This is a genomic window from Paracoccus methylovorus, from assembly GCF_016919705.1.
In the GTDB taxonomy this organism is placed as follows: Bacteria; Pseudomonadota; Alphaproteobacteria; order Rhodobacterales; family Rhodobacteraceae; genus Paracoccus; species Paracoccus methylovorus.
This window is the reverse complement of record NZ_CP070368.1, coordinates 1,559,841-1,576,408: the sequence shown is the minus strand read 5'-3', so window position 1 is coordinate 1,576,408 and position 16,568 is coordinate 1,559,841. Positions and strand designations below refer to the sequence as shown.

At 62.6% G+C, this 16,568-nt stretch carries 16 protein-coding genes; 8 read left to right on the top strand and 8 right to left on the bottom strand.

Translation table 11 applies throughout. From position 1 onward, the window contains the following. Window positions 1-180: 180 nt before the first annotated feature. Window positions 181-378 (bottom strand): hypothetical protein, encoded by a 198-nt coding sequence (locus JWJ88_RS07825; protein ID WP_205293553.1) that lies wholly within the window; start codon window positions 376-378, stop codon window positions 181-183. A 171-nt stretch (window positions 379-549) separates the two neighbouring features. Between JWJ88_RS07825 and JWJ88_RS07820 the strand changes: the two genes are divergently transcribed. Both JWJ88_RS07820 and ptsP read left to right on the top strand, forming a co-directional pair. After that, the gene (locus JWJ88_RS07820; RefSeq protein WP_205293552.1) at window positions 550-1,806 is read left to right on the top strand and encodes an aspartate kinase; all 1,257 of its coding nucleotides are present in this window, start codon (window positions 550-552) and stop codon (window positions 1,804-1,806) included. A gap of 32 nt (window positions 1,807-1,838) precedes the next feature. Beyond that, window positions 1,839-4,082: a phosphoenolpyruvate--protein phosphotransferase gene (ptsP, locus tag JWJ88_RS07815; RefSeq protein WP_205293551.1), complete on the top strand. Its 2,244-nt coding sequence runs from the start codon at window positions 1,839-1,841 to the stop codon at window positions 4,080-4,082. Window positions 4,083-4,148: 66 nt separating this feature from the next. Here ptsP and JWJ88_RS07810 read toward each other — a convergent pair whose 3' ends face one another. Genes JWJ88_RS07810 through JWJ88_RS07785 form a run of 6 tightly spaced genes read right to left on the bottom strand, consistent with a single transcriptional unit; the run spans window position 4,149 to window position 8,116 of the window. After that, window positions 4,149-4,883 carry an ABC transporter ATP-binding protein gene (locus JWJ88_RS07810; protein WP_240200131.1) on the bottom strand — a complete coding sequence of 245 codons (735 nt, stop codon included), beginning with the start codon at window positions 4,881-4,883 and terminating at the stop codon, window positions 4,149-4,151. Then, entirely contained in the window at window positions 4,880-5,872 is a 993-nt protein-coding gene (locus JWJ88_RS07805) for a FecCD family ABC transporter permease (protein WP_240200130.1), read from the bottom strand. Before JWJ88_RS07805 ends, JWJ88_RS07810 begins: the two co-directional genes overlap by 4 nt. After that, a complete protein-coding gene (locus JWJ88_RS07800; RefSeq protein ID WP_205293549.1) occupies window positions 5,865-6,908 on the bottom strand; it encodes an iron ABC transporter substrate-binding protein in 1,044 nt (347 codons plus the stop codon). Before JWJ88_RS07800 ends, JWJ88_RS07805 begins: the two co-directional genes overlap by 8 nt. Beyond that, the gene (gene tsaA / locus JWJ88_RS07795; RefSeq protein ID WP_205293548.1) at window positions 6,905-7,366 is read right to left on the bottom strand and encodes a tRNA (N6-threonylcarbamoyladenosine(37)-N6)-methyltransferase TrmO; all 462 of its coding nucleotides are present in this window, start codon (window positions 7,364-7,366) and stop codon (window positions 6,905-6,907) included. The genes JWJ88_RS07800 and tsaA overlap by 4 nt, the downstream gene beginning before the upstream one ends. Continuing rightward, complete coding sequence (locus JWJ88_RS07790; RefSeq protein ID WP_205293547.1) at window positions 7,359-7,571, bottom strand: TOBE domain-containing protein; 213 nt, start codon at window positions 7,569-7,571, stop codon at window positions 7,359-7,361. The genes tsaA and JWJ88_RS07790 overlap by 8 nt, the downstream gene beginning before the upstream one ends. A gap of 29 nt (window positions 7,572-7,600) precedes the next feature. Further along, the gene (locus tag JWJ88_RS07785; protein WP_205293546.1) at window positions 7,601-8,116 is read right to left on the bottom strand and encodes a DUF2478 domain-containing protein; all 516 of its coding nucleotides are present in this window, start codon (window positions 8,114-8,116) and stop codon (window positions 7,601-7,603) included. A gap of 213 nt (window positions 8,117-8,329) precedes the next feature. On the opposite strand from JWJ88_RS07785, the gene JWJ88_RS07780 reads away from it, so the two are divergent. Then, window positions 8,330-10,384, top strand: a complete 2,055-nt coding sequence (locus JWJ88_RS07780; protein WP_205293545.1) for a TonB-dependent receptor plug domain-containing protein — start codon at window positions 8,330-8,332, stop codon at window positions 10,382-10,384. Window positions 10,385-10,440: 56 nt separating this feature from the next. Here the strand turns inward: JWJ88_RS07780 and JWJ88_RS07775 are convergent, their stop codons facing one another. Further along, entirely contained in the window at window positions 10,441-11,304 is an 864-nt protein-coding gene (locus tag JWJ88_RS07775; protein ID WP_313349335.1) for a MurR/RpiR family transcriptional regulator, read from the bottom strand. Window positions 11,305-11,447: 143 nt separating this feature from the next. Here JWJ88_RS07775 and JWJ88_RS07770 point away from each other — a divergent pair, with 143 nt between their 5' ends. From JWJ88_RS07770 to JWJ88_RS07750, 5 genes are all read left to right on the top strand, one after another. Beyond that, window positions 11,448-12,188 (top strand): N-formylglutamate amidohydrolase, encoded by a 741-nt coding sequence (locus tag JWJ88_RS07770; protein ID WP_205293543.1) that lies wholly within the window; start codon window positions 11,448-11,450, stop codon window positions 12,186-12,188. Beyond that, window positions 12,188-12,724: a TRAP transporter small permease subunit gene (locus tag JWJ88_RS07765; RefSeq protein WP_205293542.1), complete on the top strand. Its 537-nt coding sequence runs from the start codon at window positions 12,188-12,190 to the stop codon at window positions 12,722-12,724. Before JWJ88_RS07770 ends, JWJ88_RS07765 begins: the two co-directional genes overlap by 1 nt. Further along, window positions 12,721-14,046, top strand: a complete 1,326-nt coding sequence (locus JWJ88_RS07760; protein WP_205293541.1) for a TRAP transporter large permease — start codon at window positions 12,721-12,723, stop codon at window positions 14,044-14,046. Before JWJ88_RS07765 ends, JWJ88_RS07760 begins: the two co-directional genes overlap by 4 nt. A gap of 26 nt (window positions 14,047-14,072) precedes the next feature. Continuing rightward, the gene (locus JWJ88_RS07755) at window positions 14,073-15,113 is read left to right on the top strand and encodes a TRAP transporter substrate-binding protein (RefSeq protein ID WP_205293540.1); all 1,041 of its coding nucleotides are present in this window, start codon (window positions 14,073-14,075) and stop codon (window positions 15,111-15,113) included. 61 nt (window positions 15,114-15,174) lie between these two features. After that, a complete protein-coding gene (locus tag JWJ88_RS07750) occupies window positions 15,175-16,536 on the top strand; it encodes a glutamine synthetase family protein (RefSeq protein ID WP_205293539.1) in 1,362 nt (453 codons plus the stop codon). Window positions 16,537-16,568 lie beyond the last annotated feature (32 nt).

The window sequence follows — 16,568 nt, the reverse complement described above, 5'->3', positions numbered from 1 at the left end:
CGCGTCAGTCTGCATCAACCGGACCCTTGGAGGCCGGCAATCCGAACCGCTGTGCTCGCGCGTGTATCGACAGCCGCCGTCGCTGTGGCGCAGCGCCTTCATGGTCCTGATGGATCGCATCTTTTCCGAAACGGCCCATTGCAAAAACATCCATAGCCGCTGGCGCGACCATAGCGGGGCCTAGCTTTTGGCGGCCAGCATCCGCTCCAGTTCCTCCAGCGCGGCGATGGTGGCGTCATAGCTGTTGCCGGCCTTGGGAAAGCGTGCCTTGCGGCCCCGATAGAAGGCCAGCCACCTGGGCAGTTCCTCCAGCGGATAGGTGGTCGACCAGATCTTGCCGGTCAGGGTAAAGGTGGATTCGTCATGCGTCACTTTCATGCCCGTCTTGTGCGGCCACGCGCCCGCCGCATCAAGGGCCCGGCCGCTCTGGCGGGGCAGCCGGCAAAATAATGCAGCCGAATACGCGCGAAACTCCTGCCGCCCCTTGTTCTTTTCCCGTCCCGACCATAGAACCCGCCCCGGAAAACTGGTGATGCTGGGGGCAAGGGAATGCCGCTTCTGGTGATGAAATTCGGCGGCACCTCGGTTGCCGACCTGGACCGCATCAAGAACGCAGCGCTGAAAGTTCAGCGCGAAGTCGAACGTGGCTATGACGTCATCGTCATCGTCAGCGCCATGTCGGGCAAGACGAATGAGCTGGTCGGCTGGGTCGAGGCGACCTCGCCCATGTTCGACGCGCGCGAATACGACGCCGTTGTCGCTTCGGGCGAAAACGTCACCGCCGGCCTGATGGCGCTGACCTTGCAGGAAATGGGCGTGCCGGCGCGCAGCTGGCAGGGCTGGCAGGTGCCGATCAACACCACCGCGCAGCATTCGGCGGCGCGTTTCGTCGATATCCCGCGCCAGAACATCGACCAGAAATTCGCCGAAGGCATGCGGGTTGCGGTCGTCGCGGGCTTTCAGGGCATCGCCTCGGACAATCGGATCACCACGCTGGGCCGGGGCGGATCGGATACTACCGCCGTCGCCTTTGCCGCCGCCTTCGGGGCCGAGCGTTGCGACATTTATACAGACGTGGACGGGGTCTATACCACCGATCCGCGCATCACCTCGAAAGCGCGCAAACTCAAGAAGATCGCGTTCGAGGAAATGCTGGAACTCGCCAGCCTGGGGGCGAAGGTTCTTCAGACCCGCTCGGTCGAGCTGGCGTTGCGATACAAGGTCCGCCTGCGGGTGCTGTCGTCGTTCGAGGAAACCGACGAAAACAGCGGCACTCTGGTCTGCGATGAGGATGAAATCATGGAATCGAAAGTCGTCAACGGCGTCGCTTATTCCCGCGAAGAGGCCAAGATCACCCTGGTCACTGTCGAGGATCGTCCCGGCATCTCGGCCGCGATCTTTGCGCCTTTGGCGGATGCCGGCGTGAACGTGGACATGATCGTCCAGAACATCTCTGAACGCGATTACGACGACCACCCCGGCGCTGTGACCGACATGACCTTTTCCTGTCCGGTGAATCAGGTCGCCCGCGCCCGGAAAGCCATGGAAGACGCCAAGGCCGCCGGCCACATCGCCTATGACGATCTGGTCGTCGATACCGAGGTCGCCAAGGTCTCGGTCGTGGGGATCGGCATGCGCAGCCACGCCGGTGTTGCCGCGCTGATGTTCAAGGCGCTGGCTGACGAAAACATCAACATCAAGGTGATTTCCACCAGCGAGATCAAGATTTCGGTGCTGATCGACCGCAAATATATGGAACTGGCGGTTCAGGCACTGCATGATGCCTTCGAACTGGACAAGCCCTGATTCCGGGCCCGACAGGCTGAAGCGGGAGGATTATGCCCGAACGCAAGGACAGTGACTCGCGCAAGCTGCTCCGGCGGCTGCGTGAAACCTTGGCTGCCCCGGGGGGTGGTCAGGACCGTCTGGACCAGATTACCCATCACATCGCCGATTCGATGGGAACCGAGGTCTGCTCGATATATCTTTTCCGCGATCCCGATACGCTTGAACTATGCGCGACCGAGGGGCTGAACCCGGGGGCCGTCCACAAGACCAGGCTGCGTCTGGGCGAGGGGCTGGTGGGCCGCGTCGCCCGCTTTGGGCGGCATGTGAATACCGCCAACGCTCCAGCCGAGCCCGGCTTTCGCTATATGGCCGAGACCGGCGAAGAGGTTTACTCCAGTTTTCTTGGTCTGCCGATCCAGCGCGTGGGTGAACGGCTGGGCGTGTTGGTGGTGCAGTCCCGCGATGCCCGCCAGTTCAGCGAGGACGAGGTCTATGGGCTGGAAGTCGTCGCCATGGTGCTGGCCGAGATGGCCGAACTGGGCGCTTTTCTGGGGACTCAGGCCGATGGCATGCCGCCGCAGCACCGCTTTCCTGTCATGTTCCCGGGGGCTGCCGCGCAGGAGGGTGTGGCCGAGGGTCATGTCTGGCTGCACGAGCCGCGTGTCGTGGTCACGAACCCTGTCGCCGATGACCCGCTGAAGGAAAAGGTCCGGCTGAACGAGGCCGTGGCCATGCTGCGCACCAAGGTCGATTCGATGCTGGCGGCAAGTGATATGGGCGTGGGCGATTCGGCCGAGGTCATGGAAACCTACCGGATGTTCGCCCATTCCCGCAGTTGGCTGCGCCGTATGGAAGAGGCGATCGATCTGGGCCTGTCGGCCGAGGCCGCGGTCGAAAAGGAGCAAAGTCAGGCCCGCGCCCGGCTGGAAAGTGCCGCCGATCCCTATCTGCGCGACCGGCTGCATGATCTGGACGATCTGTCGAATAGGCTTCTGCGCATCCTGACGGGGCAGGGGCGCGACACTGGTGCCGAAATGCCCGAGGACCCGATTCTGGTCGCCCGCAATATCGGCCCGGCCGAATTGCTGGATTATGGCCGCAGGCTGAAAGGCGTGGTTCTGGAAGAGGGCTCGGTCGGCAGTCACGCCGCCATCGTCGCCCGTGCGCTGGCGATCCCGCTGGTGATCCATGCCGAGCGCATTACCTCCGAGGCACTGAACGGCGATTCGATTCTGGTGGACGGTGATATGGGCACGGTGCATCTGCGCCCCGAAGAATCGGTAGCCAAGGCTTTTCGCGACAAGATGGCCATGCAGGCGCAGGCGCAGAAAAGATATGCCGGGCTGCGGGATCTGCCTGCGACTTCAAAATGCGGCACGACCATTCAGCTTTATATGAATGCGGGCCTGATGGCGGATTTGCCCAGCCTGGAAAGCTCGGGTGCCGAGGGGGTGGGCCTGTTCCGCACCGAATTGCAGTTCCTGACCCGGACCCGCGTGCCGCGCCGTGGGGAACTGGCGGGACTTTATGCCCATGTGCTGGACAACGCCCATGGCAAGCCGGTGATGTTTCGCACCTTGGACATCGGTTCCGACAAGGTGCTGCCTTATATGAAGCCGCAGGACGAGCCGAACCCGGCCATGGGTTGGCGTGCGATCCGCGTGGGTCTGGACAAGCGCGGTGTCTTGCGGATGCAGTTGCAGGCGCTGATCCGCGCGGCGGTGGGGCGTCCGCTGCATGTGATGTTCCCCTTCATCACCGAGATGGGTGAATTCGAAGAGGCGCATAAGCTGCTGATGGAGCAACTGGCCCGCGAACAGCGGCTGGGCCATGCGATGCCCTCGGACATCCGTGTCGGCGCGATGCTTGAGACCCCCTCTCTGGCCTTCGCGCCCAAGAAGTTCTTCGAGATGTGCGATTTCATCTCGGTCGGCGGCAATGACCTGAAGCAGTTTTTCTTTGCTGCCGACCGAGAGAATGAACGGGTGCGCCGCCGTTACGACACGCTGAACACCTCATTCATCGCGCTGTTGGACCAGATCGTGCAGCGTTGCGACGAGGCGCGGGTGCCGGTGTCGTTCTGCGGCGAGGATGCCGGCCGACCGATCGAAGCGGTGACTTTCGCGGCGCTTGGCTTTCGGCGGTTGTCCATGCGGCCGGCGTCGATCGGCCCGGTGAAGCATCTGATAAGACGGGTCAATCTGGCCGAACTGAAATGTTTGATCGATGATGCCCGCGCCCAGGGTGAAACCAACCTCAGACGCGGCATCACCGATTGGCTGGCCCGGCAGTGACGGATGGATGGGGCTGGCCCGGAGCCTTGCCGCAAGTCAGTAGAATCGCAACCGCCCGTCGCCGCCTTACTCGCGCCGGACTGTGATGCCGTAAAGCGCGGTCAGGTTTTCGGCGGTCATTGCCTCATCAATGGGACCGCAGGCGATGACGCCCTGGCGGTTCATCAGCAGGGCGCTGTCACCCAGTGCGGCGGCCTGATCCGGATCATGGCTGGACAGGATCACGCCGATACCCGCGCTCGCCAACCGCTTGATCGCCTTGCCGACCCTGATCCGGTTGGCGAAATCAAGGCTTGCCGTGGGCTCGTCCATAACGATGGCGCTGGCATCCTGCGCCAATGCGCGGGCGATCAGGACAAGCTGGCGCTGGCCGCCGGACAGGCGCGTCACCTCGGACTGGGCGAGATCGGCGATGCCAAGCATATCCAGCGCCGCCATGGCCCGCTGGACCTCGGCCTTGCCGGGCCGGTCGAAATGACCCAGGCCGGCCGCCGCGCCCATCAGCACGATGTCCAGTGCGGTAAAGGCAAAGGGCGTGGTCAGCGCCTGCGGCACATGGGCCAGATGGCGCGCGATGCGGGTGCGTGTCAGTTGGGCAAGCGGCTGGCCGTCAAGCGTGATCTGGCCTGCCACGGGTGGGATCAGGCCCAGCAACGTACGAAACAGCGTCGTTTTTCCCGCGCCGTTCGGGCCTAGCAGGCACAGCACGCGGCCTGCATCCAGACGCAGGTCGACGCCTGAAATGAGGGCCTTGCCGCGATGGCCTATGGCCAGATCGCGGGCGACGACAAGCGGGGTCATTCGCTCCATGGCCTTGCCCCGCGTGCCAGCAACCAGACAAAGACGGGCGCCCCCAGAGCCGAGGTCAGGATGCCCAGCGGCACCTCCAGCGTGGCGATACTGCGGGCGGCGGTATCGACCAGCACCATGAAACCCGCGCCGATCAGGATGGCCGCAGGCAACATCCGGTCAAAGCGGGGGCCGGTGATCAGCCGTGCCATATGCGGCACCATCAGCCCGATCCAGCCGATGATCCCGGCCAGCGCCACCGCCGCCGCAGTCATCAGTGTCGCGCAGGCGATGACCAGTATGCGCAGCCGGGTCGCGTTGATGCCCATGGCACGGGCCTCGTCATCGCCCATGGCCAAAAGGCCGATTCGCCACCGCAAAGCCAGCAGTGGTGCGATGCCGATCAGCAGCGCCGGAGTTGCGGCGCCCAGATCGGCGCGCTTTACCCCCGCGAGGCTGCCCATAAGCCAAAAGGTGATCGCGGGCAGTTGCTGTTCCGGATCGGCCAGCAGTTTGACCAAAGAAATGCCGGCGCTTGCCAAAGCCCCGATGGCGATGCCGCACAGGACCATGACCAGCACCTGACCCGTGCCGCGCAACGCCAGTGTCAGGCCAAGAACCAGCCCGACCGTCGCAAGCCCCACGCCGAACCCCAAAAACTGGATGGCCATGACCGGCAATCCCAACAGGATGCCCAGCACCGCGCCGAAACCGGCACCGGCCGATACGCCCAAGATGTCGGGCGATACCAGAGGATTGCGGAAGGTGGTCTGATAGGCGGCCCCGGCTGCTGCCAGCGCCGCGCCGACCACGGCGGCAGCCAGAACGCGCGGCAGGCGGATATTCCAAAGCACCGTTACCGCCTGCGGGTCCGACCTGTCCCCGCCCAGAACCGCCAATATCTTGCTGGGCGACAAGGCAAATGGGCCGGTCGCGGCTGCGATTAGCAATGCTGCGACCAGCCCAAGTGCCAACAGGCCGGTCAGTCGGCGATCACTCACCCAGCAGGTCCGTCAGCACGGCCTCGTCGGGGCGGATACCATAAAAAAGGCCATAGAAATCGGCGATCTCTGTCCGCAGATCCCCGGTTGCCGCAGTGGGATAAAGCTTGTGCGACAGCCAGATCAGGCCCGCCAGCCGGTTGACCGAAGGCGGCGCGTCGATAAAGCCGAATGGGGCCGAGGGCGCCAGATAGACCCGCCCGTTCGTGACTGCGGGGATGCCCTGCCATTCGGGCATATTGCCGACATTGGCGGCGAAGTCCCGGTCGATGGTGATGATCACCTCGGGCGCCCAGGCCTGAACCTGCTCGGGCGACACGCTGGTGAGGCCCTGCGTTTCGGCGGCGGTCACGTTGCGGGCGCCAATACGCTCGATGATCTCGGCGTTGATCGAACCTCTAGCCGGTGTCTCCAGCCCTTCGGACCCGCGGGCCAGATAGACGGTGGGGCGGTCGCTTTCAGGGATCCCGGCAAGCAGTGCATCCAGATCGGCGAGAGTCCTGTCGGCATAGGTGGCCAGTTCTTCGCCCCGCTCGGGCACGCCGAGAATGTCGGCCATTTCCCGGATTCCCTGCGACATATGGGCAAAACTGCCGTCGATCAGGGCATAGGGCACGCCCGATTGTTCCTGAATCCGGCCGGCCAGATCGATATAGGTGTCGTTGACCGCGCCATAATCCACGATCAGATCAGGGTTGGCGGATAGCAAAACCTCAAGGTTCAGGGTGTCGCCCCGTCCGGTCAGGCGACCAAGTTCGGGCAGGGCCGCAGCCTCGGGCAGCAGAAATGGCGCTGCTTCGGGTTTGGGCGCGCTGACCCAGCCGATCATCGCCTGTGGCTTCAGCGTATAAAGCAGCACTGCAGCGGGGGGGCCGGCGGCAAAAACCCGGGCCGGATCGGTGGGAACCTGAACCTCGCGCCCGGTGATGTCGGTGATGGTCCGGCCGTCGAATGCGGGCGCGGCTGGGGCGAAGCTGACGGTAAGGGCGGCGGTCAGCAAAAGGCCGGCCAAAGCACGGCGGGTAAGCTGTATCATGGAGTAGCTCCGAATTCGGCCTTGATATCGACAAGCGGCGTGCCGTCCAGACAGTCGAGTCCACGGACAGTCAGGATCGGCCCATCAACGGCCAGCAGTCTGACGATGGACGACGCCACCGGATTGGGCCGAACCGGTGAGCGCAGGGCAAAAGTCCCCGTCGCGACGTCGCCGTAGTTCGGGTTCTGCATCATCACATCCCGGCGCGCCTGATGCATCCAGTAAAGGATCTGCACGCGCTGGTGTTTCGCAATGCCTGCAAGACCAGCGGCCCACGGGTGGAAAACCTCGATCCGACACTCGGGTCCGTTGTCGGCGTCACCGCGGCGCGGGCATTCGCCCCGACTTTTCCACGGGGTGTGGATGCGACCGATAAACCAGAGCTGCGCGTCGAAGCGATCCGGTACGGGCACGGCTATTTCACGCGGTCGCAGGGCGTCTGAACGGGATTCAGTCATCTATGCCAACCATCACGTCGGAGGCCTTGATCACGGCCGAGGCGCGTGCCCCGACTTTCAGATCAAGCTCTGCCACCGCCTCATTGGTGATCGCGGCGGTGACGATGCAGCCGCCGCCCAAGTCAAGGCGGACGTGGCTGGTGACTGCCCCCGCAACGATTTCGGTCACGGTTCCCGGCAGCACGTTTCGGGCGCTGAGCTTCATGGCAGATTCCTTGTCTGTTTTATGGTGGATCAGGCTGCTGCTTCGCGCAGGCAGGTCATGTTGAGCCAGGAAAAGATCCGGTCTTCATCGGCCGGCAAGGGCAAGGCCCGCCCGTCCACGAAAGCGAGAAAGGCGTCCAGCCATTGCCGCGACACGCCGACGAGCACCGGAATATCGCGTTCGCATGCATCGCCGATGGCCGCCACCAGTCCGCGCCCGGCGGCCTCTTGCTTGCCGAAGGTGTTGACGATCAGCGCCTGCGCCGTGGGCAGCCGTTCCTGAACGACCAGCACCGCCTGTTCCAGCGCGCCCGGATCCAGACGGCAACCGGGAACCTCCACTGGCATGGAGATGCTGATATCGCGCTCCTCTCCATCCGGCAGCAGGGCAAGGACGATGTGGCATTTCTCACCAGCGGCCCCCCGGGTCGGTGCCGGCACCGTTCCCGCCAGGTTCAGACCGGCCTGTTTCGCCCGTTCGGCCACAGCCGCCAGCACCTCGCCGGCCCTGCGGTCATCGTCAGAACAGACATATCGGATATCCATGCATACCTCCATCTTGCCGCGCAGCCGGCCTGCTTTCGATATGCATGATGAAACATAGCGTGTGTGGATGGCAAGTGACGGAATGCCGCGGGAAAACAAGATCCTGATGCTTGCATTCGACATCGTTACGTTGTGTTTGACTAAACATAACGAATCTCAGGACGACAGAGATCCGGGAATTCAGGAGGCGACGTGATGTTTCAGGAGGTGCGTATGCGCAGAAAAACTAGGGCCGGGCTGCTGGGTGCGGTCGCATTATGGCTGATGCCGATCGCAGTGGCGGCGCAGGATCAGGCGGCAGAAAGCCAGACCTTTGTGCTGGGCACGATCGTCATCAAGGCCGAGGATGATCAAAAGCAGGGCGGCACCTCCACTACCGTCAGCGCAGAGGACACCCTGCGTCAGAACCGCATCATGCTGGATGACGCCCTGCGCTCGGTCCCCGGGGTCATCGCCAGCAACACCGGCGGCACCCGGAACGAGCGTGTGATCAATGTCCGCGGCTTCGACAGGTATCAGGTGCCTTTGTCCATCGACGGCATCCGCGTCTATCTACCTGCCGACAACCGATTGGATTTCGGGCGCTTCATGACCCCGGACCTGGCCGAGATCCAGGTGCAAAAGGGATATGTTTCTGTCCTGAACGGGCCGGGCGGCATGGGTGGCGCGATCAACCTTGTCACCCGCCAACCCTCGCAGCCGTTCGAGGGCGAGGCGCGGCTGGGCGTCGAGGCGGGCAATCGTGGCGATATCACCGCCCGCACCGGCTTTTTGTCCATGGGCACGAGGCAGCAGGATTTCTGGCTGCAAGGCAGTTATTTGCGCCGCGACAGCGATGGCTTCTATCTGTCGCGCGATTTTGTCCCGACCGAACGTCAGGACGCTGGCCTGCGCGAGAATGCCGAGACCGAGGACAGCCGCTTGAACCTGAAAGCGGGCTGGACGCCGAATGCGACCGACGAATACGTCCTCAGCTATACCCGCCAGGATGGCGAGAAAGGCGCCCCCCTCAACGTCTATCGGACTCAGCGCGACTGGACATGGCCGGACTGGGATCTGGACAGCCTGGCTTTTTATTCCCACACCGAACTGGGCAACGGTTATCTGAAGACCCGCGCCTATTATAACCACTTCGAAAACCTGCTGTCGTCATGGGATGACCCGACCCACACCACCCAGGTCGAGCGGCGCGCCTTCAACAGTCTTTATAAGGACCGCGCATGGGGGGTCAGCCTTGAGGCGGGGACCGAGCTTGGCGCCGACAACACCCTGCGCGGCGCGCTGCACTATCGGCACGACCGGCATGACAGCTTTCAGTACAACCAGCCGGGTCTTGTGCCGCCGCCTGCCCCCGAGGAGGAGCGCAGCGAAGAGGAAACCTGGTCTGTCGCGCTGGAGAACACATGGCAGGCGCGCCCGGATCTGAGCATCGTCGCGGGTCTTAGCTATGACAAGGCCACGGTGCTGATGGCCGACCGCACCGCCGACAGCGATGGTTTGCCGATCGGATCCTCGGATGCGGTAAACTGGCAGTTGGCGGCGATCTGGCAGCCCGATACCGGGGGCGAGTATCACGCCAGCTTGTCCTCGCGCACCCGCTTCCCGACGCTGTCCAATCGTTACAGCACCCGTTTCGGCTGGGCTGTTCCCAATCCTGATCTGGGACCGGAACGCGCTACGAACTTTGAACTGGGTTATGACGGCGAGATTGGCCCCGCGACCATCAAGACCGCGCTGTTCTACAGCAAGGTCGAGGACATGATGCAGTCGGTGCCCGTGGATGTGGACCCCGAAGGCAACACGATCTCGCAAAGTCAGAACGTCGGCGACGGCACCTATAAAGGTTTCGAGATCGGCGCCAACTGGCAGCTCAGCGACCGTATCGGGTTGGCGGCAAGCTATACATACCTGCATCTGAGCATCGCCGACCCGGTACGCGCCGATCTTCGCGCCACCGACACGCCACGCCACAACGCATTCTTGCGGCTGGACTGGCAGGCGCTCGACAACCTGACGGTTTCGCCGTCGGTCGAGGCCACCAGTTCGCGTCTGGTGGAAAGCGCGGACCAGACCGGCGACTATACCAATATCGCCTATACCCGGATGAGCGGCTTTGGCCTGGTCAATCTGGATTTCGACTGGCAGGCAACGGAACGGGCCAGCGTCGTTTTCGGGGTGCGCAATATCTTTGACCGCAACTATCAGGTGGCCGAGGGCTATCCCGAACCGGGTCGCAGCTTCTTCCTGACGACCCGCATGACCTTCTAAGACTCGGTGCCGCACCGAACCTAAACCCGGTGCGGCGCCCATTTCCATGGCACGGCTTAGCTGCGGCCGCGTCGAAACAGGCTGGCGCGTTCGTAAAGTGATTCCAGTCGCGTCATGCGATCCTGAGCCTGCGGCCAGTTCAGCTCTTGCACCGCGGCAAGCAGCGTCTCGACCAGCACAAGCAACGCCGTCGTGCTGTCCCATGCCGAGGGCACCTCGATCTGCGCCGCGAACCGGAAGCGCGCATGGGCCGAGATCGGGCTGATCCAAGGGTCGGTCATCAGGACGACTTCGGCCCCTTGCTCGACCGCCATTTCAGCCAGTTGCAGGGTGGTGCTTTCATAGCGGCGGATATCGAACACGATCAGCACATCACCCGGCCGCATTTCCAGCAAAGCCGACGGCCAGGCGCTGGAATTGCTGGGCAGCGCCGAAACACCCGTCCGCACAATCCCAAGCTGCATCGCCAGATAATCGGCAAGCGCATGGGTGATCCGCCCGCCCGTGACCAGAATCCGACGGTTCGTATCGGCGAGGATCGCGGCGCAAGCGTCGAAATCCGCATGGTCGATGCGGCTGAGCGTCTTGGTCAGGTTGGTGAGGACCGCATCGGCAAACCGGTTCAGGATATGGGTCTGCGGCACGCCATCGGTCCAGCGGGCATGTTTGGACAGGGGGGATTCCAGCCGCGCTTCGACCTCGTTGCGCAGTTGCGCCTGAAATTCGGGATAACCGCGAAAGCCCAGCTTTTGCACCAGACGCAGGACCGTCGGCGTCGAAACCCCCGCCTCTTTTGCCAAATGCGTCATCGAGGCAAGCCCCGCGACAGGAAAATTCCGTGTCAGATGACCCGCCAGCAGGCGTTCGGCCGGGGTCAGCGCCTCGAAGCGCTGCGTCAGGCGATCCTCGATTGTGCCCATGGCGTCTTGCGCGTGCGACATCGGCGGCCCTCCTGACAGCGATACGGCTTTCGTAAAGATATTATCAGAGAAAACCCATACTGAAAAATTATTGACAGACTCATTCCCCGCGTTTCAACCTGTTCAGGTACGGGGAGACGTGCATGTCTGATCTTGCGCCATTTTTCGAAATCGAAAACGCGGCGGGCGATGGAAACACCGTCATCGTGTGCGAACACGCTTCGAATGATTTTGCATCAACGACCGGGGGTCTGGGCCTGAACAGGGACCAGTGGCAGGCACATATCGCGTGGGACCCCGGTGCGCTGGGCGTGGCAAAAGGGTTGTCGCGCGCATTGGATGCGCCACTGATCCGCGCCACGGCCTCGCGGCTGGTCTACGACCTGAACCGACCGCCTCATTCGCAAGGCGCGATGCCCGCGCGCAGCGAGACGCATGACATCCCCGGCAACCGCGCCTTGTCGGCCCACCAGCGCCTGAGCCGGACCGAGGCGCATTACATTCCCTTTCATTCGGCGCTGTTTGCCCTGCTGTCGCGCCGGCTGGCCAGCGGCAAACCAACCGCGCTGATTACCGTCCATAGCTTTACGCCCGTTTATTTCGGTGCCCTGCGTGAGGTTGAATTCGGCATTATCCACGACGTCGACGACCGGTTGGCGCAGGGGATCGCGGCACGCGACACCGGCCTTATAACCCGGCTGAACGAACCCTACAGCGCCGCCGATGGCGTTGCCCATACGTTGGCGCTGCATGCGACGCCCCTGGGGCTGGCGCATGCGATGCTGGAAATCCGCAATGATCTGATCGCGACGCCTGAAGCGCAGCAGGCCATGGCCGAACGCCTTGCACCGGTGATCCGCGGCGCAGTCGAGGAGGTTCTTTGATGCCGAACTGGGCCATCTCTTATGTGCGGGGGGTCGAGAGGGTAAACTACCGCATCGGCCGCTTTGCCATGTATCTGCTGTTCGTGATCATGGCGATCCTGATCTGGTCCTCGATCACCAAGGCTTTCCGGGTGCCCTCGTTATGGACGCTGGAGATGGCGCAGTTCACGCTGGTCGCCTATTACCTGCTGGGCGCGCCCTATTCGATGCAACTGGGTGCGAACGTCCGCATGGACCTGCTGTATGATCGGATGCCGATCCGGCGGCAGGCGGCGTGGGATATCCTCACCATCTTTTTCCTGCTGTTCTATCTGGGCGTGATGCTGTGGGGGGCGGTGGATTCGACCGCCTACAGTTTCCGCATCAACGAGCGTGCGCCAACCGCGTGGAGGCCGCCGCTGTGGCCCATCAAGGTCATCATCACGACCAGTTTCGGACTGATGGTCCTGCAAGCCATCGCCCATCTGATCCGCGACATCGCCATCATCCGGGGCATCGACATTCCCCGCGCCTTTGCCGGTGAGGTCAACCGATGAGCTATGAATGGATCGCCATCCTGATGTTCTCGACCATGCTGCTGATGATGGTCACGGGACAGCGGGTCTTTGGCGCGATCGGCTTTGTCGCGGTGGCGGCGGCGCTGCTGCTGTGGGGGCCGGGCGGCACCGACATGGGCTTTTCCGCGGTCATCAAGGTGATGAAGTGGAACGCACTGCTGACGCTGCCGATGTTCGTCTTCATGGGCTATGTGATGTCGGAATCGCGGCTGGCCTCGGACCTCTACCGGATGTTTCACGTCTGGTTCGGGCCGATGCCGGGCGGGCTTGCCATCGGCACGGTGTTGCTGATGGTGATGATTTCGGCAATGAACGGGCTGTCGGTCGCGGGCATGGCCATCGGTGCGACCATTGCGCTGCCGGAACTGGTCAAGCACCGCTATGACAAGCCAATGATCTCGGGTGTGATCCAGGCGGGCTCCAGCCTTGGCATCCTGCTGCCACCCTCGGTCGTGCTGGTGCTGTATTCGCTGATCGCGCGCCAGCCGGTCAGCCAATTGTGGCTGGCGGGGATCGGGCCGGGGTTGCTGATGGCGGCGCTGTTCATCGTCTATATCCTGATCCGTACCTGGCTGAACCCCTCGCTCGCACCACCCATGCCGGCCGCGGAGCGCGCCGCGATCACCTGGGGCGAACGGTTCCGGCTGCTGCGCGCGGGCTTTCTGCCGATGATCATCTTTGCGGTGATGATGGTGCCCTTTATCCGCGGTTGGACCTCGTTGACCGAAAGCAGCGTGGTGGGCGCGCTGGCGGCGGTGATTGCGGCGGTGCTGAAAGGCCGCTTCACCTGGCATGTATTGGAGGTTGCGACCCGCAGCACGCTGGCGATCACCTGCATGTTCATGTTGATCATCATGGCCGCGCTAAGCTTTGGCGCGGTGTTTGATGGGTTGGGTGCTGGCCGGGCGATCGAGAACCTGTTTTTGCGCGACATGGCCCTGACCCCTTTGCAGGTGCTGTTGCTGATGCAGGCTTCGTTCCTGATCATGGGGATGTTTCTGGACGACACCGCGATGCTGGTCATCGTCGCGCCTATTTATGTGTCACTGTCGCGGTCGCTGGGCTTTGATCTGGTCTGGTATGGAATCCTTTATACGATCACCTGCCAGATCGCCTATCTGACGCCGCCCTTCGGCTATAACCTGTTCCTGATGCGGGCGATGGCGCCGCGCGATTTCACGCTCGGTGTGATCTATCGCTCGGTTCTGCCTTTCGTGCTGATCATGCTGCTGACGCTGGGTCTGGTCATTGCCTTTCCCGATATCGCGATGTGGCTGCCGAATTTGATCTACGGAACATGAAACCATAACAAACGGGAGGAAATAGCATGTCCACGACCAGACGGAAGTTCCTGACCAGCGGCGCGATGGCGGCGGGCGCCAGCGCCCTTGCCGCCCCGGCCATAGCGCAAGCCGCACCCCGAAAATGGCGGATGCAGACCTATGCCGGCGCGGCATTGGGCGAGCATGTCTGCAAGCCTGCCGTCGAGGCCTTCAACAAGATCGCCAATGGCGAGATGGAGATCGAACTGTATTACGCCGACCAGATCGTCCCCACCGGAGAGCTGTTCCGCGCGCTTCAGAACGGCACTATCGACGCGGTGCAATCGGATGACGACAGCATGGCCTCACCCACCGAAGTAACGGTTTTCGGTGGGTATTTTCCCTTTGCCCTGCGCTATTCCCTGGATGTGCCGGCGCTGTTCAACCACTATGGTCTCGATGAGATCTGGAAGGAAGAATACGCCAAGCACGGCATCCAGCACATCTCGGCGGGGGCTTGGGACCCGTGCAACTTTGCGACCAAGCAGCCGATCAACAGTCTGGCCGATCTGCAGGGCAAGCGCGTCTTCACCTTCCCGACGGCGGGCCGGTTCCTGACGCAATTCGGCGTCGTGCCCGTCACCCTGCCATGGGAGGATATCGAGGTCGCCCTGCAGACCGGCGAACTTGACGGCGTCGCATGGTGCGGCATCACCGAGGATTACACCGTCGGCTGGGCGGGCGCGACCGGGAATTTCCTGACCAACAACATCTCTGGCGCGTGGATTGGCCATTTCTTCGCCAATCAGGATCGCTGGAACGAAGTGCCCGAACACCTGAAAGAGCTGATGAAGGCGGTCTTCGATCAGTCGCATTACTATCGCCAGCACTGGTATTGGGCGGGCGAGGCGCAGTTGCGCACCGGTGGTGACAAGATGAAGCTGACCACCATCCCGGCCGAGGAATGGGCCACCGTCGAAGCCGCCGCCAAGGTATTCTGGGACGAAATCGCCGCAGAATCCGAGGTCAAGGCCAAGGTCGTGGCGCAGATCAAGGCCTATAACGAGGCTATGGAGAAAGCCGGCCCGCCTTATCGCTATTCCTGACAGATCAATGTCCTGACCGGGCGCACCGGATTGGTGCGCCCATCTCGATCCGGAGCGTTCAATGCCTGCCAACCTGACCTTTGACACTTTGAAGAAAGCCGTCCAGTCCGGCGAGATCGACACCGTAACGGTCGCCTTTGTCGACATGCAGGGCCGTCTGATGGGCAAGCGTTTCCACGCAGCCCATTTCATTGAAAACCCTGACGAGACGCATTGCTGCAACTACCTGCTGGCGACCGACTTCGAAATGAACACCGTTCAGGGCTATGCCGCCGCAAGCTGGGCGACGGGTTATGGCGATTATGTCATGAAGCCCGATCTTTCGACCCTGCGGCGCGTGCCATGGTCGCCGGGCACCGCGCTTTGCATGTGCGATCTTTACGACCACAAGACCCACGAGCTTGTGCCGCATGCCCCGCGCAGCATCCTGCGCCGCCAGATCGCGCGGGCCGCCGCCATGGGCTTTGATCCGATGATGGCGACCGAGCTGGAATTCTATCTCTTCGAGGAAAGCTTCAAGACCCATTTCGATACCGGCTATCGCAGCCTTGTTCCCACCGCGCGCCACAATGTCGATTATGCGATCACCAGCACATTCCCGGATGAGCCGGTCATGCGTGCCTTGCGCAACGGGTTGTATGGCGCGGGCATTCCGGTCGAGAACTCGAAAGGCGAAGCCAATGCCGGCCAGCACGAGATCAACGTCAAATATTCAGACGCGCTGGACACCGCGGACATGCATGTGGTGGTCAAGGGGGCCACGAAAGAGATCGCCTATAGCTACGGCCAATCCGCGACATTCCTGGCGAAATTCGCCCATGGACAGGCGGGCTCGTCCAGCCACGTCCATCAATCCTTGTTCCAGGACGGCAGGAACGTCTTTTACGATGCGGATGCCGAATACGGCATGTCTGCCCTGATGCGCCACTACATGGCGGGCCAGTTGCAATATGCGCGTGAACTGACCTATTTCCTCGCGCCCTATGTGAACAGCTACAAGCGTTTCGTGACCGGGCTGTTTGCCCCGACCAAGGCGATCTGGTCCGTCGACAACCGGACTGCCGGGTTCCGGGTCTGCGGGGACGGCACCAAGGGGGTGCGGGTCGAATGCCGGATCGGCGGTTCGGACCTAAACCCCTATCTGGCCTGTGCGGCGCTGCTGGCAGCGGGGCTTGAGGGGATCGAAAAGAAACTGGAGTTGGAGCCCGAGTTTGCGGGTGACGCCTATGCGGCGCAGGACGTGCGGCAGGTCCCGAAAACTCTGGGTGAGGCGGCAGAGGAACTGAACGGCTCGGCCATGTTGCGTGCGGCGATGGGCGACGAGGTGGTCGACCATTACGTCCGCGCCGCGAACTGGGAAACCGAGGAGTTCAACCGCGTCGTTACCGACTGGGAACTGGCCCGTGGTTTTGAGCGCGCCTGAGGAAATTTGCCGGTGCATCCGGCCCTACGAGG